This is a genomic window from Arthrobacter sp. 7Tela_A1, from assembly GCF_049311065.1.
Lineage (GTDB): Bacteria > Actinomycetota > Actinomycetes > Actinomycetales > Micrococcaceae > Arthrobacter_B.
Genome location: NZ_JAXIOO010000022.1, coordinates 31,106 through 50,989 on the forward strand (window position 1 = coordinate 31,106; position 19,884 = coordinate 50,989).

General features: G+C 66.5%; 17 protein-coding genes. 9 read left to right on the forward strand and 8 right to left on the reverse strand.

Annotation, left to right across the window (positions count from 1 at the left end; translation table 11 throughout):
- Nucleotides 1-93: 93 nt before the first annotated feature.
- The 3 genes from TVB01_RS10635 to TVB01_RS10645 are packed head-to-tail and all read left to right on the forward strand — an operon-like array spanning nt 94 to nt 1,544.
- Nucleotides 94-579, forward strand: a complete 486-nt coding sequence (locus TVB01_RS10635; RefSeq protein WP_422455870.1) for a very short patch repair endonuclease — start codon at nt 94-96, stop codon at nt 577-579.
- Nucleotides 580-1,269, forward strand: a complete 690-nt coding sequence (locus TVB01_RS10640; RefSeq protein ID WP_422455872.1) for an HAD family hydrolase — start codon at nt 580-582, stop codon at nt 1,267-1,269. It abuts the gene before it with no gap.
- Between the two features lie 20 nt (nt 1,270-1,289).
- Nucleotides 1,290-1,544, forward strand: coding sequence for a hypothetical protein (locus tag TVB01_RS10645; RefSeq protein WP_422455873.1), 255 nt, complete (start codon nt 1,290-1,292; stop codon nt 1,542-1,544).
- A 50-nt stretch (nt 1,545-1,594) separates the two neighbouring features.
- Here the strand turns inward: TVB01_RS10645 and TVB01_RS10650 are convergent, their stop codons facing one another.
- Nucleotides 1,595-4,003, reverse strand: coding sequence for a Tex-like N-terminal domain-containing protein (locus tag TVB01_RS10650; RefSeq protein WP_422455874.1), 2,409 nt, complete (start codon nt 4,001-4,003; stop codon nt 1,595-1,597).
- A 182-nt stretch (nt 4,004-4,185) separates the two neighbouring features.
- Between TVB01_RS10650 and TVB01_RS10655 the strand changes: the two genes are divergently transcribed.
- A complete protein-coding gene (locus TVB01_RS10655; protein ID WP_422455875.1) occupies nt 4,186-5,862 on the forward strand; it encodes a thiamine pyrophosphate-dependent enzyme in 1,677 nt (558 codons plus the stop codon).
- Nucleotides 5,863-5,865: 3 nt separating this feature from the next.
- Here TVB01_RS10655 and TVB01_RS10660 read toward each other — a convergent pair whose 3' ends face one another.
- On the reverse strand, nt 5,866-6,162 hold the full coding sequence (locus TVB01_RS10660; protein WP_422455876.1) for a DUF503 domain-containing protein: 297 nt from the start codon (nt 6,160-6,162) through the stop codon (nt 5,866-5,868).
- Nucleotides 6,163-6,328: 166 nt separating this feature from the next.
- On the opposite strand from TVB01_RS10660, the gene TVB01_RS10665 reads away from it, so the two are divergent.
- The gene (locus tag TVB01_RS10665) at nt 6,329-7,081 is read left to right on the forward strand and encodes a cytochrome c oxidase assembly protein (RefSeq protein ID WP_422455877.1); all 753 of its coding nucleotides are present in this window, start codon (nt 6,329-6,331) and stop codon (nt 7,079-7,081) included.
- Nucleotides 7,082-7,085: 4 nt separating this feature from the next.
- Here the strand turns inward: TVB01_RS10665 and TVB01_RS10670 are convergent, their stop codons facing one another.
- A complete protein-coding gene (locus tag TVB01_RS10670; RefSeq protein WP_422455878.1) occupies nt 7,086-8,570 on the reverse strand; it encodes a CoA-acylating methylmalonate-semialdehyde dehydrogenase in 1,485 nt (494 codons plus the stop codon).
- Between the two features lie 24 nt (nt 8,571-8,594).
- Nucleotides 8,595-9,587 carry a 3-hydroxyisobutyrate dehydrogenase gene (gene mmsB, locus TVB01_RS10675; protein ID WP_422455895.1) on the reverse strand — a complete coding sequence of 331 codons (993 nt, stop codon included), beginning with the start codon at nt 9,585-9,587 and terminating at the stop codon, nt 8,595-8,597.
- A 141-nt stretch (nt 9,588-9,728) separates the two neighbouring features.
- Between mmsB and TVB01_RS10680 the strand changes: the two genes are divergently transcribed.
- Nucleotides 9,729-10,637: a LysR family transcriptional regulator gene (locus TVB01_RS10680; RefSeq protein WP_422455879.1), complete on the forward strand. Its 909-nt coding sequence runs from the start codon at nt 9,729-9,731 to the stop codon at nt 10,635-10,637.
- Nucleotides 10,638-10,666: 29 nt separating this feature from the next.
- On the opposite strand, the gene TVB01_RS10685 is transcribed toward TVB01_RS10680, so the two are convergent.
- Complete coding sequence (locus TVB01_RS10685; protein ID WP_422455880.1) at nt 10,667-12,076, reverse strand: MFS transporter; 1,410 nt, start codon at nt 12,074-12,076, stop codon at nt 10,667-10,669.
- 269 nt (nt 12,077-12,345) lie between these two features.
- On the opposite strand from TVB01_RS10685, the gene TVB01_RS10690 reads away from it, so the two are divergent.
- From TVB01_RS10690 to TVB01_RS10700, 3 genes are read left to right on the forward strand one after another with little or no spacing between them, the layout of a single operon-like run.
- Nucleotides 12,346-13,536: a type III polyketide synthase gene (locus TVB01_RS10690; protein WP_422455881.1), complete on the forward strand. Its 1,191-nt coding sequence runs from the start codon at nt 12,346-12,348 to the stop codon at nt 13,534-13,536.
- Between the two features lie 5 nt (nt 13,537-13,541).
- Nucleotides 13,542-14,273, forward strand: a complete 732-nt coding sequence (locus TVB01_RS10695; protein WP_422455882.1) for a class I SAM-dependent methyltransferase — start codon at nt 13,542-13,544, stop codon at nt 14,271-14,273.
- Nucleotides 14,270-15,427, forward strand: coding sequence for an FAD-dependent oxidoreductase (locus tag TVB01_RS10700; RefSeq protein WP_422455883.1), 1,158 nt, complete (start codon nt 14,270-14,272; stop codon nt 15,425-15,427). Before TVB01_RS10695 ends, TVB01_RS10700 begins: the two co-directional genes overlap by 4 nt.
- A gap of 21 nt (nt 15,428-15,448) precedes the next feature.
- Here TVB01_RS10700 and TVB01_RS10705 read toward each other — a convergent pair whose 3' ends face one another.
- The 3 genes from TVB01_RS10705 to speB all read right to left on the reverse strand — a co-directional run bounded on the left by TVB01_RS10705 (nt 15,449) and on the right by speB (nt 19,768).
- Nucleotides 15,449-17,029 (reverse strand): Na+/H+ antiporter, encoded by a 1,581-nt coding sequence (locus tag TVB01_RS10705; protein WP_422455884.1) that lies wholly within the window; start codon nt 17,027-17,029, stop codon nt 15,449-15,451.
- Between the two features lie 112 nt (nt 17,030-17,141).
- Nucleotides 17,142-18,794: a thiamine pyrophosphate-binding protein gene (locus TVB01_RS10710; protein WP_422455885.1), complete on the reverse strand. Its 1,653-nt coding sequence runs from the start codon at nt 18,792-18,794 to the stop codon at nt 17,142-17,144.
- Complete coding sequence (gene speB / locus TVB01_RS10715; RefSeq protein WP_422455886.1) at nt 18,791-19,768, reverse strand: agmatinase; 978 nt, start codon at nt 19,766-19,768, stop codon at nt 18,791-18,793. The genes TVB01_RS10710 and speB overlap by 4 nt, the downstream gene beginning before the upstream one ends.
- Between the last annotated feature and the right edge of the window lie 116 nt (nt 19,769-19,884).

The window sequence follows — 19,884 nt, forward strand, 5'->3', positions numbered from 1 at the left end:
AAGCTATGCCCGCCGGAACGTGATGGCTAGGAGTTCCCGGCCTTTAGCAGAGCCCGGGGGCAGGAAAGCCGGCGGGCATCCTAGACTGGCGGCATGGCAGATACGGTCTCTCCGGAACAGCGCAGCCGGAACATGTCCCGCATCCGCTCCAAGAACACCAAACCCGAACTGCTGATCCGGCGCCTGCTCCACCACGCCGGATACCGGTTCAGGCTGCACGGAGCCACGCGCGGGGGAAGCCTGCCGGGAAAACCGGACCTGGTATTCGCGGGCAGGCGCAAGGTCATCTTCGTCAACGGGTGCTTCTGGCATACCCATTCCTGTCCCGCCGGGACGCACGCGCCGGCAACGAATCCGGAGTTCTGGGCCGCGAAACGGGCCAGGACAGTCGCCCGGGACGCCGCCGCCCTCCAGGCCTTGAACGCTGCCGGCTGGGAAGCCCTGGTGGTCTGGGAATGCGAAATGCGCAACGCATCCGTGCTTGAGTCGCAGCTGCTGGCTTTCCTTGGCCCGCCGGGCACGGCCGAATCATCCTCGCTAGACTCAACGGCAACCATCACCCAACCGAAGGGGAACTGAATGCCGGAGACAACCCAGGCCCTGCGCGGCGTGCTTTTCGACGTGGACGGCACGCTGGTTGATTCGAACTACCTCCATACCGTGGCCTGGTGGCAGGCTTTCCGCCAGCTGGACTACGACATTCCCATGGCGGCCATCCACCGGGCCATTGGAATGGGCGGTGACAAACTCGTCAGCCACCTGCTGGACGGTGAGCCGTCCGCGGAGGACGAGGAAAAACTCGATTCCAGCCACGGTGCGATCTTCTCCGCGTCCTGGCCCTCCCTCCGGGCGTTCGACGGCGCGGCAGAGCTGCTGCGCTCAGTCGCCTCCGACGGACTCGCCGTCGTCCTGGCATCTTCTGCCTCCGCCGCGGACCTGGACGCATTGCGCGCCGCGATCGATGCGGACGACGCCATCAGCAGCGCTACCAGTTCCTCCGATGCCGAGCAGAGCAAGCCCGCTCCGGACATCCTCCAGGCAGCGCTGGACTCCGCCGGGCTGCAGGCCCAGGAGACCGTATTTGTGGGCGACTCCGTCTGGGACGTCCGATCTGCCGCGAAACTGGGAATCCCGACGATCGGACTCACCTGCGGCGGAACCAGCGAAGCTGAGCTCCTTGAGGCGGGCGCCAAAGAGGTTTACGCCAGCCCGAGGGACCTGTTGGAGAACCTGCAGGACAGCCTGCTGAAACAGCAGCCGGCCAACTAAACGACCCGAAAGGACATCCTGTGACTACTGAACCGACCGGACCCGCCAACGACGCCGAGGATCCCCTGGGCCCCAGCGCTCCGCAACCCGAGCCCACCGGGGCACCGCGCACTCCCGGAGAAACGGAGCAGCCCGCCGGGAACATCCGCGAAGAACAGGGAACACATGCCGCGGGTACCGTCCCGGCTGCCCATTCCGGCGGAGCGGACGAAGCGGAACAGGATCAGCGCCGTCCCGAAGACGCACTCGAGGAACCGACCTCAGCTGACGGCTAGGCCACCGGCGCTGCGCTGCCGGCACTGAGCCTCACGGGCTGAGCCCCGCGTTAGGCCAGACCAGCCCGGCGCAGCGCCTCAGCCATCGGCCCTTCCGGCTGCGGGGCGGCCGTTTCCCGTCGCGGCGGGCGGCCGGCTTTGGCTGGCTGAGCTTTGGACGCGGGGGCCCGGCGTCCCGCCCCTGCGGGACGCCCGGTTTCCTTACGGGTGCCGGAGGCCGGGTCGTCCTCGAGCCGGAGAGTCAGCGAAATCCGCTTCCGGTCGGGATCAGCCTCCATCACCTTCACCTTCACCACCTGGCCGGACTTCACGACCTCACGCGGGTCCGAAATGAACGTGGAGGACATTGCCGAGATGTGCACGAGTCCGTCCTGGTGCACGCCGATATCCACAAAGGCGCCGAAGGCCGCCACGTTGGTGACCACGCCGTCGAGCACCATGCCGGGCCGCAGGTCAGCGATCTTTTCGATGCCCTCGGAGAAGGCAGCGGTCTTGAACGCCGGGCGCGGATCACGTCCGGGCTTGCGCAGTTCGGCCATGATGTCCATGACAGTCGGCAGGCCGGTGTTCTCATCCACGAACGCCGCCGGGTCCAGCCCGTTCAGGTCCGCACCGGCGGGAGTCATCTCTGCGTTGGCCGCGGAGAGGATCCTGCGGGCAATCCCGTACGATTCCGGGTGCACGCTGGAAGCGTCCAGCGGATCGCTTCCTCCGGTGATGCGCAGGAACCCTGCGCACTGTTCAAACGCCTTGGCGCCCAGGCGCGGGGCCGTCAACAGGTCCCGGCGCCGGGCGAACGGCCCGTTGGCGTTGCGGTAGACCACGATATTTTCGCTCAGCAGCGGTCCGACGCCGGCAACCCGGCTGAGCAGCGCCGGGGAGGCCGTGTTTACATCCACTCCGACGGCGTTCACGCAGTCCTCCACGACTGCGTCCAGCGAGCGGTCCAGCTTCGCCGCTGTGACGTCGTGCTGGTACTGGCCCACGCCGATGGACTTCGGATCGATCTTGACCAGCTCGGCCAGCGGGTCCTGCAGCCGCCGGGCGATGGAGACGGCTCCGCGGAGGGAAACATCCATGCCCGGCAGTTCGGCTGCAGCCAGCGCGGAAGCCGAATACACGGAGGCTCCGGCTTCGGAGACCACGAGTTTCTGCAGCTTCGCCTCCGGAACCAGCCGCATTAGCTCCGCGGCCAGCTTGTCGGTTTCGCGGGATGCCGTTCCATTGCCGATCGCCACGAGGTCCACCCCGTGTTTCCGAACCAGGTTGCCCAACCGGACCAATGCCTCATCCCACTTACGGGCCGGTGCATGCGGGTAGACCGTGTCCGTGGCGACAACTTTGCCGGTGCCGTCGACCACCGCTACCTTCACACCGGTGCGCAGTCCCGGGTCCAACCCCAGGGTGGCCCGGTTGCCGGCCGGGGCCGCGAGCAGGACGTCACGGAGGTTGGCAGCGAAGACCCGGACGGCTTCGGTTTCTGCCTCTTGGAACAACCGGACACGCAGGTCCACGGAAAGCTTCGCCAGAATCCGCCGCCAGGCCAGCTGCACGGTCTGCTGGAGCCAGGCATCAGCCGGCCGTCCCCGGGCTGCTACTCCGAGCCGGGCTGCGACAGTGTTCTCGAACCGCTGCCGTGCCTGGGCCAGGGCCTGCGTATCCCCCGGATCCGCTTCCGACAGGCCCAGTTCCAGGATCCCTTCGTTCTCCGCGCGCAGCAGTGCCAGTACCCGGTGTGACGGCATCCCCGACGGCGCCTGGGAGAAGTCGAAGTAGTCCGCGTACTTCTGCCCTTCTGCTTCTTTTCCAGCCCGGACCTGCGAGCGCAGGCGCCCCTGCTTCCAGAGTTTTTCCCGGGCAGTCGTCAGCAGTTCTGCGTCCTGCCCTGCACGTTCGATCAGGATCGCGCGGGCACCGGTGAGCGCTTCGGCAGCGTCCGGAACGCCCTCTCCGACGTAGCGTCCGGCCTCCTTCTCCGGGTCCAGGGATGGATTGGCCAGCAGCGCCTCGGCCAAGGGCTCCAGTCCCGCCTCACGGGCAATCTGTGCTTTGGTCCGCCGCTTTGTCTTATAGGGCAGGTAAATGTCTTCCAGCCGGGACTTCGTGTCCGCAGCCTCGATCGCCGCACGCAGCTCGGGCGTGAGCTTGCCCTGGCCCTCGACAGCGTCCAGGATCGCCCGGCGCCGGTCCGCCAGTTCGCGCAGGTAGCGCAGGCGTTCGTCGAGTTCGCGGAGCTGGGTGTCATCCAGCGTGCCGGTGGCTTCCTTGCGGTAGCGGGCAATGAAAGGCACAGTCGATCCGCTGTCCAGGAGTTCGACGGCGGCACGCACCTGCCACGCGGCCACACCGAGCTCGGCGGCAATCTGGGCATAGAGACGTTCGTCGGCGCTCGTGGCAGGGGCGGAGGAACGGGTGGTGGACACTGGCTGCGGGGCGGCTGGAGAACTCACCCGCCCCATTGTTCCGCATGGTTGACGCGGGCGGCCACCGGAAGGGACTGCGGCGCCGGAAGGAAAGCCTTCACATTGGCTCATGATCTGCCGAACCTGCCGGGGAATGGGGTAGAACATAGGGATGCGCCGTCCCGGCCCAGTGCCGGCCGGGGAGGGCATCTCAACGTTTCAAGGAAGAAAGGTCGAAGATGACTCAGATTGCACCGGTATCCTCTCCCCCCGCCGAACGGGCGGAGGTGAAGACCGCCGGCCACGTCATTGTCGACTCCCTTATTGCCCACGGCGTTCAGCGCACCTATGTGGTTCCCGGAGAAAGCTTCCTCGATGTCCTGGACGGTCTGCACAACAGCGAGATCGAAACCGTAGTGTGCCGCCACGAGGGCGGTGCCGCTTACATGGCCGAAGCTGACGGCAAGATGAACCAGCTCCCCGGCATCGCCATGGTGACCCGCGGCCCCGGCGCCGCGAACGCCCACGTGGGACTCCACACCGCGTGGCAGGACTCCACCCCCATGGTGCTCTTCGTCGGACTCATCCCCTTCGAGCACCGGGACCGCGAAGCCTTCCAGGAATTCGACATCAAAGCGTGGTTTGATACCGGCGCCAAGCGTGTGATGGTGCTGGACCACCCGGAGCGCGCATCGGAAATCGTGGCTGAGGCTTTCTTCGCCGCCATGAGCGGCCGCCCGGGCCCCGTCGTCGTCGGCCTGCCTGAAGACATCATCCGCAAGGAAGTTTCCGCCGCGCTGCACCCGCCCATTCCGGTAGCCCCCGGCGGCATGACCGTCACGGACTGGAAAGCCCTGCAGGCTGCACTCAAGGACGCGGACAAGCCGCTGTTCGTGACCGGCGGCAACGACTGGACCCAGGAGGGAGCCGACACCCTCACCCGCTGGCTTGAAGAGCATCACCTTCCTGCCGCCGCCGAATGGCGCTGCGAAGGAACCATCTCCTTCGACTCGCCGTCCTACGTTGGTCCGATCGGCTATGGCCGGCCCAAGCCGACCTACGACCTGCTGGAAGAGACCGATCTGCTGGTCTTTGTGGGCACCGTGCCCGGCGATGTGATCACTGACGGTTTTGTGGTTCGCCAGGACTGGGAGAAGAAGAACTTCCTGGTCACCATTGATCCCTCCCTGCGCGGCCGCTCCGGCCCGGTTTCCTACCAGATTGTTGCCAAGCCGGACGTCTTCGTGCGGGACCTGGTGATGATGGACCTTCCTGTGAAGGACGAATGGAAGGCCTGGACCTCCCGCATGCGCGGGGAACAGGAGAAGTTCGCGGCCCTTCCCCCGGCCGAGCCGTCCGCCGGCCAGGCCCGGATGGACACCCTGATGGCCAACCTGGTGCCGACCCTTCCTGAGGACGCCATGATCACCCTGGGCGCCGGCGAGCACACCAACTGGGCGCACCGGTACTTCCCCACCCGCCGTTACGCTTCGATGCTCAGTGCCCGCAACGGGTCCATGGGCTACTCGGTGCCTTCAGCCATCGCCGCCTCCCTGGCGCACCCGGGCCGCCGCGTGGTCACCATCGCCGGCGACGGTGAGTTCATGATGAACGGGCAGGAACTGGCCACAGCCGCGCAGTACGGTGCCACTCCCCTGGTGGTCGTGATGGACAACCAGGAATACGGCACCATTCGTACCCACCAGGAACGCCACTACCCCAACCGGATCTCCGGCACGCAGCTGAAGAACCCGGACTTCGCGCTGATGGCGCAGGCTTTCGGCGGGTTCGGCGTCCGTGTGGAGAACGACGCCGACGTGCCCGCGGCGGTCGAGGCAGCACTGAAGGCCATTGATGAAGAGAAGAAGTTCGCACTGATCCACCTGATCGTGGAGCAGCGGGTCAAGGCCTACTAGGCCCTACTCATCCTCGCTGCTCAGCACCCGTCGCCGGGTGCTGAGCAGCTGCAGTTCCGGGCGGTAGGCCACCAACCGTTCTGCGCTGTCCAGGACTTCGACAACATGTGCGCGGTCCGCAGCGACGATGCCGATCCCTACTTCTGCGCGCCGGTGAAGGTCCAGCTGGCCGGTCTCCGCAGCGGAAACGGCAAATTTGCGCTGCAGTTCAGCAATGAGCGGGCGCACCAGCGACCGCTTCTGCTTCAGTGAATGCACATCGTCAAGCAGCAGGTCGAATTCCAGCGTGCCCGTCCACATGCCTTCTATCCTCGCCGGGGATCGGGATCTGTCAACGTGCGGGTTAGGCTCGGAGGGTTCATCGGGGACGGGCGCGGTGTTACGTTCGAAAGCATGACGCCGTCCCAGACCGTGCGTTCCCAGGCAGTGCGTTCCCCCTGTCCACCGAACCGCCGGGCAGCAGCGCATGCATAACCACGGTGACTTCCCGGCAGAGTCCCTTTTCCTGATACCCGCCGTGGCCGCTGTCGCCGCGTATTGGGCGGGTGCCGGCTCGCAGAGGTCCGGGCACTGGCCGGCCTGGCGGCTGGTGAGTTTCCTCGCCGGGGTGCTGACAGTACTGCTCACGGTGCTGGAACCGCTCGCGGGATGGGCCCACGAGGACCTCACGGCCCTGAGCCTGTCCCACGTCCTGGCCGGCATGGCCGGACCGTTGCTGCTGGTGCTTTCACGTCCGGTGGGACTTGCCCTGAAAACGCTCGACGAGGTTCCGGCGGCCCGGCTCCGCCGCCTGGCCACTGGGCCGGCAGCCCGGTTCCTGACACATCCGGTGACCGCCACCGTGCTGGTTGCCGGCGGCATGTGGGCGATGTTCCATACCGGTCTGTTCACGGCGATGCAGCAGTCGATGCCCGTCCATTGGCTGGTCACCGCCTATCTGGCGGCGACAGGCTGCCTGTTCACCGCTGCGGTGCTGGGAACCGGACCGGTGCGGCACGGCTTTCCGCTTCGGGCCGGCGCGCTGCTGGCCGCCGCCGGCCTCCATGCCGGACTGGCAGGCTGGCTGTGGCTGGCCCCTCCCGACGGCGCCGGAAATGCAGCTGCCGGAGCGTTGGTGCTTCTCCTCGCGGGCATTGCTGTCCAGGGCATCCTGGGCTGGATCCTGCTGGGGCAGCAGCTGGGCCAAGCCCGGCTGCTGCCCCAAATCCGGCGGGCCTAGGCCGCTACAGCACCTGCGGGAAACCCAGGTCGATTTCCGACGTCGCCGGGTCCGGCCAGCGTGTGGTGACCACCTTGCCGCGGGTGTAGAAGCGGATCGAATCCGGTCCGTACATGTGGGTGTCGCCGAACAGCGAGTCCTTCCAGCCGCCGAAGGAGAAGGACCCCACCGGCACGGGAATCGGAACGTTGACGCCCACCATGCCGGCTTCCACATCGAACTCGAAGGCCCGGGCCGCCCCGCCGTCGCGGGTGAAGATCGCCGTCCCGTTGCCGTACTGGTTCTCGTTCACCAACTGCACGGCGTCGTTGTAGGTCGGAACGCGGACAACGGAGAGCACGGGCCCGAAAATCTCGTCGTCGTAGGCCTTCATGCCCGGCTTTACATGGTCCAGCAGGCTGACGCCCAGGAAGAACCCGTCGCCGTCGAACTGGGTTTCCCGGCCATCCACCACCACGGTGGCGCCTTCCTCGGCGGCACCGGCAACGTAGGACGCCACCTTGTCCCGGTGCTCGGCGGTGATCAGCGGACCCATCTGGGAGGAGGGATCCGTGCCGGGGCCAATCACCAGGCCCACCATCCGCGAGCGCACGGCTTCGACCAGATCATCGGCGATGCTGCCCACGGCCACCAGGACACTGACAGCCATGCACCGCTCCCCAGCCGATCCGTAGGCTGCGGAGACGGCAGCGTCGGCAGCCATGTCCAGGTCGGCGTCGGGCAGGACCACCATATGGTTCTTCGCGCCGCCCAGGGCCTGGACGCGTTTGCCGTGTTCAGCCGCGCGCCGGTAAATCGTGCGGGCAATCGGCGTCGACCCGACAAAGCTGACGGCCTTCACCTCCGGGTGCTCCAGGAGAACGTCCACGGCTTCCTTGTCTCCATGCACGACGTTCAGCACGCCGTCCGGCAGCCCCGCCTCGGCGAAGAGCCCCGCGATGAACACCGAGGCCGAGGGGTCCTTTTCGCTGGGCTTCAGCAGGACGGTGTTGCCGCAGGCCAGGGCGCTGCCAATCATCCACAGCGGCACCATGGCCGGGAAGTTGAACGGGGTAATGCAGGCAACTACGCCAACCGGCTGGCGGATGGAATGGACGTCGACGCCGGAGGCCACCTGCTCCGAACGCTCCCCCTTCAGCGTCTGGGACAGGGCTGTCGCGAACTCGATGTTCTCCAGCCCTCGGGTGATCTCGCCCTCGGCGTCGGAGAGGACCTTCCCGTGCTCGCTGGTCAGGATGGCCGCGAGTTCGCCCTTGCGTTCGGTGAGCAGTTCGCGGACCTTGAAGAAGATGTTGGTGCGCCGGGCCAGGGACGTGGCACGCCAGGCCGGCAGGGCCTCGCGTGCCGCCTGGATGGCCTCCTCCACCCGGGAGACAGAGGCCAAGGCCACCTCTTTTTCCTGGACTCCGGTCGCCGGGTTGAAGACCGGCCCGTAGCGCTCGGCTTCCGGGACCTGTTTGCCGTTGATGATGTGCGGTATGCGCTGCATGGGTTCTCGATTCGTTGGGCGCCGCTACGGCGCGGGGACCTGGGCAGGTGTCGCAGCACCCTGCAGGGAGCCGTCCACGAGTTTCACGATCATGGAGCAGTCCTTGCCGGCTTGCCCGGCGTCGATCAGGCGGGCAAACAGCTGCTGGACATGCTCACCGATTTCCAGCGGAGTCCCGGTGTCCCGGGCCGCGGCGATGGCGAGGTTGATGTCCTTGTTCGCCAGTTCCGTGGTGAAGGTCGGTTCGAAATCATTGTTCGACGCCGCCGTTTCGACGACACCCGGAACCGGGTACCAGGTGCGGAGCGCCCAGCTGTCTCCGGAAGAGACCGAGGCGATGTCCCAGAACACCTGCTTATCCAGTCCCAGCCGGTCGGCCAGTACCGCTCCTTCCGCGGTGGCCGCCAGGTTGATGAACAGCATGAGGTTGTTGCAGATCTTCGCGGCCTGTCCCGTGGTGGGACCGCCGGTAGGGATCACGTTGCCGGCCATCGGCTCGATGTACGCCGTGGCATCGGCAACGGCATCTTCGGCGCCGCCCACCATGAACGTCAGGGTGCCGGCCTGCGCTCCGCTCATGCCGCCGGAGACCGGGGCATCCACGAACCGGAACCGCTCCGCCGCCGCTGCATCATGCAGCGCCTGCGCGGATTCAATGTCAATCGTCGAGGAATCGATGAGCAGCGTGTCCATTGAGGCGTGGGCCAGGATCCCGTCCGGTTCCAGGTACACGGCACGGGAGTGCTCACCCTTGGGGAGCATGGTGAAAACGACGTCGGCGCCGGCCACCGCTTCGGCGATGCTGGCCACGGCCTGCACTCCGGCTGCTTCGGCTGCCGCGACAGCCCGCGGACTAAGATCGAAACCGCGTACGTTATGACCGGCCTTGACCAGGTTCGCGGCCATCGGCCCGCCCATGTTTCCCAGTCCGATCCATCCCACTTCTGCCATGGTTAAGCTCCTTTGCTTAGGTCCTGCTGTTGCTGAGAGGGGGCTGCGCGTCCGCCGCGGAACCAGACTCGCACCCTGCTAGGGTGCGTTCAAGGCCAGAATGCACAGACCGCATGTGCAGCCGTGCACACCGGTGCAGTTTCCTCCCGGGAAGTGAACCGGATGGCAGCGGCGTCCGGCTCAGCCACAAGGAAAAGGAACACGGTCGTGGAAACTGATCGCCGCCTGCCCAGTCCCGATGACCTGCTCATCCTTCTCACTGTCGCCAGGCTGGGACGCTTCAACGCGGTCGCCGAGACCCTGGGCACCACCCACACCACCATTTCGCGCCGGATTGTCGCGTTGGAGAAGCAGCTTGGCGGCCGCACCCTCTCGCGTACCCCGCGCGGCTGGGAGCTGACGGCGCTGGGGGCCGAGGCCGTCCGGGCTGCCGAAGCGATTGAAGAGAGCCTCGGCAACCTGCGCTGCACGCTCGCACGGGATGCCGATCCCCTGGCAGGCCTGGTGCGGATCAGCACCGTTGACGGGTTTGGAGCGGAGTTCGTCACCCCCGCCCTGGTCCGCCTGCAGGCTGAGCATCCGCGCATCAGCGTCGAGATGTTCTCCGCTACCCGCAAGGTGAGCCAGAACCGCTCCGGGGTGGACCTTGAGGTGGTCGTGGGGCATACCGACGTCAGCACGGCGCAGTCGATCCCGCTGGGCCACTACGTGCTGCGGCTCTACGCCGCCCCGGGCTATCTCCAGCGCCACGGGATACCGCAGACGGCCGAGGAGCTGTCCGGGCACGGCTTTGTCTCCTACGTTGAATCAGCGCTCCTGGTGGAAGAGCTGGGCCACCGGTCCACCGGGCTCCCCGACCCCCGCTCGACATTCCAGGCCACGAGTATCTTCGCGCAGGTGGAAGCAGTGCGCCGTGAAGCCGGGATTGGCCTGCTGCCGAACTTCATGGTGGCCGGACGGGAGGGATTCGAACCCGTGCTGGCCACGGAATTCGAACGCCGGCTGCCCATCTGGGCTGTTGCCCGCCCGGAGGCCCTGCGCTCACCCCGTGTCCAGGCCGTGGTTGCAGCCATCCAGGCAGAAGCCGCTGCCCGCCAGGACCTGTTGGCTTCCTGACGGACAGCGGCTTCCGGCCGGCTGCGGGACTAGCTGTCCTGGCGTGTGCCCCGCTCCTCTTGTGCCTTCGACGCCGCGAGCAGGTCGGCAGTGCCCTGCGCATCCGCTGCATCGACGTCGTGCAGGGAAATGCCGTTGGTCTCCCGCAGCAGCAGCACGGAGATTGCCGTAACGATGCACGCACCCAGCAGGTACAGCGCCACGGGAGTGGACGAGCCATAGCTCGCCAGCAGCGACGTCGCGATGATCGGTGCCAGGGAACCGGCCACAATGGAGGTGACCTGGTAGCCCAGCGAGACACCGGAGTACCGCATCCGGGTCGGGAACATTTCCGCCATGATCGAGGGCTGTCCGGCGTACATCAAGGCGTGGAAAAGCAGGCCGATCGTCACCGCGGCGAGGATCATGAAATCGTTCGCAGTATCCATCATCGGGAAGGCGAAGAAGCCCCAGGTTGCACCAAGGACCGCTCCGGCCAGATACACCGGACGCCGACCCAGGGCATCTGACATCCGGCCGGCCACCGGCACGGCACAGAAGTGGATGAAGTGCGCGATCAGCAGCAGCAACAGGATCCGGGACGTGTCCGTTTCCACCACGGTCCGAAGGTAGGTGATGGAGAAGGTGACCACCAGGTAGTAAAGAATGTTCTCGGCAAAGCGCAGGCCCATGGCGGTGAAGACGCCGCGCGGGTAGCGCTTGAAGACCTCCAGGACGCCGTAGCCCTTGGCTTCCTGCTCCACCTCTTTCTGCGCTTCGAGGAAGATCGGCGCATCAGAGACCTTGGTCCGGATGTAGTAGCCAACCAGCACGATCACTGCCGACAGCCAGAAAGCCACCCGCCAGCCCCAGCTGAGGAAGGCGTCATCCGACAGGGTGGCCGAGAGCAGGAACAGGACACCGGTCGCCAGGAGGTTGCCCATCGGAACCGCGGACTGCGGCCAGCTGGACCAGAAACCCCTGGACTTGTTCGGGCTGTGCTCCGCGACCAGGAGCACTGCTCCGCCCCACTCGCCGCCGACTGCGAAGCCCTGGATGAACCGCAGGGCCACCAGCATGGCCGGAGCCCAGTAGCCGATGGAGTCGAAGCCGGGCAGGCATCCCATCAGGAAAGTGGAGACGCCCACCAGGATGATGCTGAGCTGCAGCAGCTTCTTGCGGCCGAACTTGTCGCCGAAGTGGCCGAACACGATTCCGCCGACCGGACGGGCAACGAAGCCGACGGCGTAGGTCACGAAGGCCGCAATGATGCCGTCCAGTTCCGTCTCGGCATTCGGAAAGAACAGCCGGGCGAAGACCAGGGTCGACGCCGCCGCGTACAGGAAGAATTCGTACCACTCCACCACCGTGCCGGCCATGGAAGCGACTACGACCTTACGCAGCCCTTCGGGGACGGGTGCCTTGGTACGGCCACCCCTTGGTCGATTATCAGTGCTCATCCAGTCGTCTCCTTTGGTGTCCTCGTTGACACTCGGCCAGCAGGCCGCCGCCGGGCCCGGGTCCGTCCCGGCGGAGTAAGGATGAGTATGGTGCCTTCCACTGGACCACTCAATCGCCAATACCGCATGGCGTATCTGCACAAATGCACAGTGCCCTCAGGTGGGTGGCTTCCAGGACGGAAACCTTCCGGGCCGGGAACAGGGCGCCGACAATGGTCCGGCCACGCCGGACCATTGTGTCCTGAAGGTAGTTCCCCTAACAATGGAGGATGCCAGTTACGCTCAGATCCCTAGAAACTGCTGTCCCGCCAACGGTCCTGGTCCAGGATCAGGTCCGCGATGTCTTCGCCGCCCAGCCAGGGCTGACAAGGCTCGGCACACGGTTAGTCAACACCTGCTTCAACTCGGCCGCGATTGAGACCCGCCGGACCGCTTTGGAGGAGCTGACGCTTGCTTCCACGGCGGAAAATCCACAATTCTTTGATCCGAAAACCGGTCTCCTGCTGATGCCCAGCACCAAGACCCGCAACGACATCTTCGCCACGGAAGCCACCAAGCTGTTCATCGAGGCAGGCAGCAAGGCTGTGGAGAACTGCCCCGGCATCTCCCCCGAAGACGTCACCCACGTAGTCACCGTCTCCTGCACCGGGTTCTTCAACCCGGGTCCGGACTACAAACTGGTCCGCGCCCTGGGCCTGAATCCTTCGGTGCAGCGCTACCATCTGGGGTTCATGGGATGTTATGCCGCATTCCCCGCCCTGCGCGCAGCCAAGTCCTTCTGCGAAGCGGATCCCGACGCCGTCGTACTGGTTGTCAGCACCGAGCTCTGTTCGCTGCACGTGCGCTCCTCCAACGACCCGGACATCATCATGGGCTCCTCGCTGTTCGCCGACGGTGCCGCGGCCGCAGTTGTCACCGCACGGGAGCTCCCGGGTGAAAACCCGGCGATCGTGCTGGACCACTTCGAGACCACCCTGACCCCCGTGGGCGAGGAGTCCATGGCGTGGAACATCGGTGACCACGGCTTTGAGATGGTCCTGGGCACCTATGTTCCGCACATCATTGACGACCACATCGTCGGTGCCCTGGAACCACTGCTGGGCCATGATCCGTCACTGGCGGGGCGGGCCTACAACGAGATTGAACACTGGGCCATCCATCCCGGCGGCCGCAGCATCCTGGACAAGGTGGAAGCCAAGCTGGAACTCACCGAGGAACAACTGGTTCCCGCCCGCGAGACACTGCGGACCTTCGGCAACATGAGCTCGGCCACCGTGATGTTCGTGCTCAAGCACATCCTGGATCAACCCTTCAACGGAGGCAACGAGCGGATCTGCTCCATGGCCTTCGGCCCCGGGCTGACCGTCGAAACCGGACTGTTCACCCGCGTTGCCGGTACGGCCCAGGCAGCCTCGGCGCAGGCAGCATCGGCAGAACCCGTCCCGGCCGCCGTCGGGTAGCGCCGGTGAGCGTGGTGAGCCCTGACGCTCCTCCGTTCCTTCCGCCGGACCTGAGTACCCGCGCATTGGATGTGGCCGAGCAGATGGACAGCCCGAACTGTGACCCGGTGCGGCTGGAACGCACCTATGCACAGTTCCCGCTGATCAACGCCGTCGTCTCCGGATGGCGCCGGAACTACCGCCGCTACGTGCGCCCGGCGCTGGCGCCGCAAGGAGGGGGAACCATCCTGGACGTCGGATCAGGGGGCGGGGACCTGGCGCGGTCACTGGCCCGGTGGGCCCGGCGTGACGGGCTTGACGTGCAGGTCACCGGCATCGACCCGGATCCGCGGGCGCACAAGTACGCGGCTTCCCGGAGGCCGCTTCCGGGCCTGGTGTTCCGTCCGGTGTTCAGCTCCGACCTGGTAGCTGAGGGGAGAGTCTTCGATGTGGTGATCTCCAACCACGTGCTGCATCACCTGGACCCGGATGCGTTCCAGGGGCTGCTGGCGGATTCCGAGAAGCTGGCCCGCACCCTTGTCCTGCACAGCGATATTGAGCGCAGTCCCTGGGCCTACGGGCTGTTTTCCGCCGGCACACTGCCGTTTTTCCACGGTTCCTTCATCCGTGCCGACGGCCTGACCTCCATCCGCCGCAGCTACACCGCGGCGGAGCTGGCTGCCGCAGCTCCCGCCGGGTGGGAAACCCGCCGGCAGCATCCCTGGCAAAACCTGCTCCTCTACCGGGCCCACCGGTGAACGCGATTCCTCCTGTAGCCGACGTGGACGTCGCCATTGTCGGCGGCGGTCCCGTGGGCCTGGCGCTGGCCATCCTGCTGCTGCAATCAGGTGCCAGCGTCCAGGTCCTGGAACGCCGGATCGCGCGGAGCAGCCATTCCCGGGCCATCGGCATCCATCCTCCCGGTCTGGCGGCGCTCGAAGGCACCGGCGTTACGGAGCAGCTGACCCGGGAGGGCGTCCAGATCCGGCACGGCGCGGCGCGGTCCCGGGAGCGGGACCTCGTCTCCCTGCGTTTCAGCAAGACCTCCACCCGGTACCCCTACGTCCTGGCGCTGCCGCAGGAACGTACGGAACATGCCCTGGAGAACAGGCTCCGCGCCCTGGACCCGGAGGCGCTGCGGCGCGGCTGGACCGTCACCTCTCTGCAGGACGACGGCGCCGGCGTCACCCTGGAGGGGAGAACCGGCGGCGCACCGGTACGGCTCCGAGCCTCCTGGGTAGTCGCTGCGGACGGCGCCCGGTCGGCGGTGCGGACCATGCTGGGTGCCACTGCCCGGGCCCGGCGGCTGAAGGATTCCTACCTGATGGGCGATTTCCCGGACACGACCGGTGACGGTCCCGTCGGTGTGCTGTACCTGGAGCCACAGGGCATCGTGGAGTCGTTTCCGCTGCCGGGCGGCAAACGGCGCTGGGTTGTGCATACGCGCACGCTCCAGGCGGATGCCGATGCCAAGGACCTGGCACGCCTGGTCCGGGAGCGCACCGGGCGGGACATCGATGCCGCGGGACATTCGATGCTCAGCGCGTTCTCCGTCAACACCACCCTGGTGCGGGACCTGGTGCACGGCCGCACAGTGCTGATCGGTGACGCAGCGCATGAAATCAGTCCAATCGGCGGGCAGGGCATGACCTTGGGCTGGCTCGACGCCGCGGAGCTGGCACCGCTGCTGTCCGCCGGACTGCGCGGAGAGGACATCAGCAGTGAACTCGGGCAGTTCACCCGCCGCCGGCGCCGGGCAGCGCAGATCGCCTCCGCGCAGGCTCAGCTGAACATGGCTCTTGGCCGCCCGCTGCCGGCAGTGGTGATGCAGGCCCGCAACCTGGTCCTGGCTTCGTTCTTCCGGTCCCTGCGATTGGGCGATGCTGTGGCCCGAAGGTTCACCATGCAGTAGGCCCCGGTCTTATCGGGACACCTAGTGGCTTCCCCGGTCCAGGGTCACGGTCCGCAGATCCAGGCGCCGCAGCACCCTGTCCACGGCCTCGGGGTCCATGCCTGACTGCCGACGGGCAGCCAGTACTTCCTTGCGGGCTTCGGCCAGGGCCTCGTACTGAACCTGGTCCATGATCTCCAGCGTGGCCTTGAGCTGCAGCATCTTCTGCGGATCCGCTTCCCAGTCGCGCTCAAGAATGGAGTGCAGGGAGGACATCCGGCGGGCCAGTGCCGCCCGGCGCTCCGGCGGCAGCTTGTCCGCCGCGGTCGAGCGCTTCATGGTTTCCAGGGCTACCCGTTCGGCCCGCCGCGCCAGCTCCCGTTCCTGCTTGGCAACCGCGCCGTGGTCGCTGGGCAGCGCCAGGCGGCGCATCAACCACGGCAGGGTCAGTCCGGGCAGTACCAGGGTGACCAGCAGGACTGCCCCGGCTGTGACGATCATGAAGTTCCGTCCCGGCAGGTCTTCTCCGGCCAGGGTGGTCGTAGGCATTGCCAAGGCGAGGGCCAGCGTGGCCAGACCGCGCATGCCGCACCAGGAGAGCACAAGGACTTCTTTCATGGACCCGGGCACGTGGCTGAGCCGTTCGGTGCCGCCGAAACGGTAGAGCCCGTACATCCAGAGGAAGCGGACCAGGATCACCGCGGCACAGACAGCAGCGATGCCCGGGATGAAGCTGAAGATTTCACGGCCTTCGTCCTCGATGACGTACCGCATCTCGATGCCCACCAGCCCAAAGGCCACACCGGTGGTGAGCAGCTCGACGACGTCCCAGAAGGCGGTGCGCGTGAGCCGTTCCTCCGAGTCCTGCGGGCGGGCACGGCGGCCAAGCTCCAAGGCGGTCACCACCACGGCAACCACACCGGAGAAGTGCAGTTCCTCAGCGAGGATGTAGACCGCGTAGGGCGCCACCAGCGTCACAGCGGACCGTGCCACGAGGTTCGGCACAAACCGGTTGAGCGCGCCCACGAGCCATCCCATGGCCAGGCCCAGCACCACGGCTCCGGCCGCACCAATGAGGAAACTGGGAATGATCGACCAGCCAACGTCCCCGCCGCTGACTGCCGCGGCGACGGCAGCCTGGAAAATGACGATCGCCATGGCGTCGTTGAACAGTCCCTCTGTCTGCAGCACGGTGATCAGCCGCCGCGGCATGTTCACCTTGCCCGCCACGGCTTCCACCGCCACCGGATCCGGCGGGGCGGCAATCGCCCCCAGGGCAATGGCAGCCGGCAGGCCCAGGGCGGGAACCAGCGCCCAGGAAACCCCGGCCACCACGGCCACTGTCACGGCAACCAGGGCCACGGCCAGAAGGATGAGCGAGCGCCAGCGCAGCCGGAACACCGACCAGGAGCTCCGCTGGGCAGCGGCGTAGAGCAGTGGCGGCAGGAACAGCGGAAGGATCAGTTCCGGGTCGATGTGAATTTCCGGAATCATCGGCAGGAAAGCGAAGAGTGCGGAGAAGATCAGCATGAGCACCGGGTACGGCAGCCGGATGCGTTCTCCGATCCCTACCACCAGCACCGTGCCGAACAGCAGTCCAATCAGCAGGATCAGGAATTCCATGCGCCTGGCCCTCCTGGGGCAGCGTTCTGCCGCATGGGAACAATGTTCACCGGAAACCTCCACTTAGTTGCCTGAGATAACTTTATCGCAGGCAACTAAGGGCTGCTGGACGCTAGGGCACCAGGTGCGTGGGCGCGAACAGCCGCAGGACGGTTTCCACCACCACCACGTTGGGCCCTTCTTCAGCAAAGGATTCTTCGAGGGCCGGCCTTACGTTCCCCGGAGCGACGCGCCGCGCCGGGATTCCAAAGGACTCTGCCAGGCGGACGAAGTCCGGACCGGCCAGCTCGGTGGCCGTGGCCTTGCCGAACGCGTCGACCATGTATTCGCGCAGCACTCCATAGCCGCCGTCGTCCACGATCAGCCACGTGACCGGCAGGTCATGCTGCCGGGCAGTAGCCAGTTCAGCAATGGAGTACATGGCCGATCCGTCACCGGAAACGGCAAGCACCCTGTCCCGGGTTCCCACGGCCGCACCGAGCGCACCCGGGTAACCGAAGCCCAGGCCGCCGGCGCCCTGGGCCGAGTGGAACTGGCCGGATTTGGCATCCCAGCAGCTCCAGGCCCAGTACGCCGCAATGGTCATATCCCAGAACGTCTGCATCCCGTCCGGAACGGCAGCGCGGATATCTGCCATGAACGTGCGTTCCGGAGCCAGGTCTTGGGCCTCCAGCCGGGCGGTAATCCGGCCGAGGGTGTCCTGGACCAGCTCTTCGGGCGTCTGGCCGGCCCAGTCCGGCGCCAGCTCCGGAATCGGAAGCGCGGCGTCGAGCGCTGCCAGCGCCTGTCCGGCATCCGCCCGAATGCCCAGCGCCGGACCGTTGGATTCCAGGACCCGGGGTTCGGCGTCGATCTGGATGATCCGGCCGCGCGGCGCGAACGTGAAGTAGTTGGAGGTGATTTCCCCCAGGGAGGACCCGATCACCACCAGGACGTCTGCCTCTTCGAGGAGGTCCGTGGCCCAGCGGTCTTCGATCCAGGACTGCAGGGACAGCGGATGCCCCCAGGGGAAGGCACCCTTGCCGCCGGGCGTGCAAATGACCGCAGCGCGCAGCTTCTCCGCGATCGAGAGCAGGTGCTCTTCACCGTGGCCGCGGCGTGTGCCGCCGCCCGCGATGATGGCCGGACGCCGGGCCGTACTCAGCCACTTCACCGCCTCGGTGACCAGCTCGCTGCGCGGCGGGTTGTCGAACGGCTCCGCGAGTGCATCTTCAACAGCCGGCACCATGACCGGACCGAGCAGGACGTTCTGCGGAACCTCGATCCAGACCGGCCCCATGGGTGCGGAAATCGCTTCGGTCCAGGCATCCTGGATAGCCGACGGAATGCCCGAGGCGTGCTGGATCAGGCGCTGGCTCTTGGTGACGTTCGCCGCCGATGCCTTCTGGTCATCGAGCTGGTGCAGCATGCCCCGCCGCCGCGCTCCCAGGCCTTCAATGGGGATCTGGCTGGCGACGACGACCATGGGAACGCCGGTCGCATATGCCTCCTGCAGGCCCGCCAGCGAGGTCAGCGCCCCGGGGCCGGTGGACAGGAACAGGACGCCCACCTTGCCCGTGGCGCGGGAAAATCCGTCGGCGGCGAAGGCTGCGTTGTTTTCCACCCTGGAGGAGACAAACTCCAGCGTGGAACGGGAGAGGGCATCGAACAGGCCCAGCGCGTGCTGGCCGGGGATCCCGAACACCGTGGTGGCGCCCAGGGCTTCCAGGGTCTCGACGACGAGGTCCCCGCCGTTGCGCACTGCCCCGTCCGCTGCCCCGGTCATGAGGAGAGGCCCATCAGGGTGATCAGGTCATAGGCCACGTGTGAGGCCGCGACGGCGGTGATGTCCGCATGGTCGTAAGCCGGTGCCACTTCCACGACGTCGGCTCCGATGAGGTTCATCCCGCGCATACCGCGCAGGATTTCCAGCAGTTCGCGGCTGGTCATGCCGCCGGCTTCGGGCGTTCCGGTGCCCGGAGCGTGGGCTGGGTCAAGCACGTCGATGTCCACCGAGATGTACAACGGGCGGTTGCCGATCCGGTCCCGCAGCTTGGCGACAACTTCATCGACGCCCTGTCGGAAGACATCGGAGCTGGTGACGATGCCAAAGCCGAAGCGCTTGTCATCCTCCAGGTCCTTCTTGCCGTACAGCGGGCCGCGCGTACCGACGTGGGAGATCGCCTCGGTATCCAGGATCCCTTCCTCCACCGCCCGGCGGAACGGGGTGCCGTGGGTGTATTCGGCTCCAAAGTAGGTGTCCCAGGTGTCCAGGTGTGCATCGAAGTGCAGCATGGCCACCGGCTCCCCTGCCCGCTCGGCAGCGGCGCGCAGCAGCGGCAGGGCGATGGTGTGGTCCCCGCCCAGGGTCAGCAGTTTGGTGCCGCCCTCGGTCAGGTCCAGGGCACCGGCTTGGATGGTCTCGATCGCCTCGTTGATGTTGAACGGGTTCACGGCCAGGTCGCCGGCGTCTGCGACCTGGAGGTTTTCGAACGGCGAGGTGTCCTGGGCCGGGTTGTAGGGCCGCAGCAGGCGGGAGGCTTCACGAATGTGGTTTCCGCCGAAGCGGGCACCGGGCCGGTAGGAGACACCGGTGTCGAACGGAACGCCCACGACGGCCACGTCGGCGTGGTTCACCTGGTCCAGCCGGGGCAGGCGCGCGTACGTTGCGGCACCGGCATAACGCGGCACCTGCGCGGCGTCAATCGGTCCAACCTTGCCGTTGGCGCTGACGCGGGGCTGGGTGTTGGGCTTGTCCACTAGGTATATCTCCCGGTTCATCTGCTTCGGTGCCGGAACGGCGCTTACCTTGATGCTATCGGCCGCAAGGGAAAAAGTTATCCAATATGCATCAAATGTTTATCGCTACGCTAAAG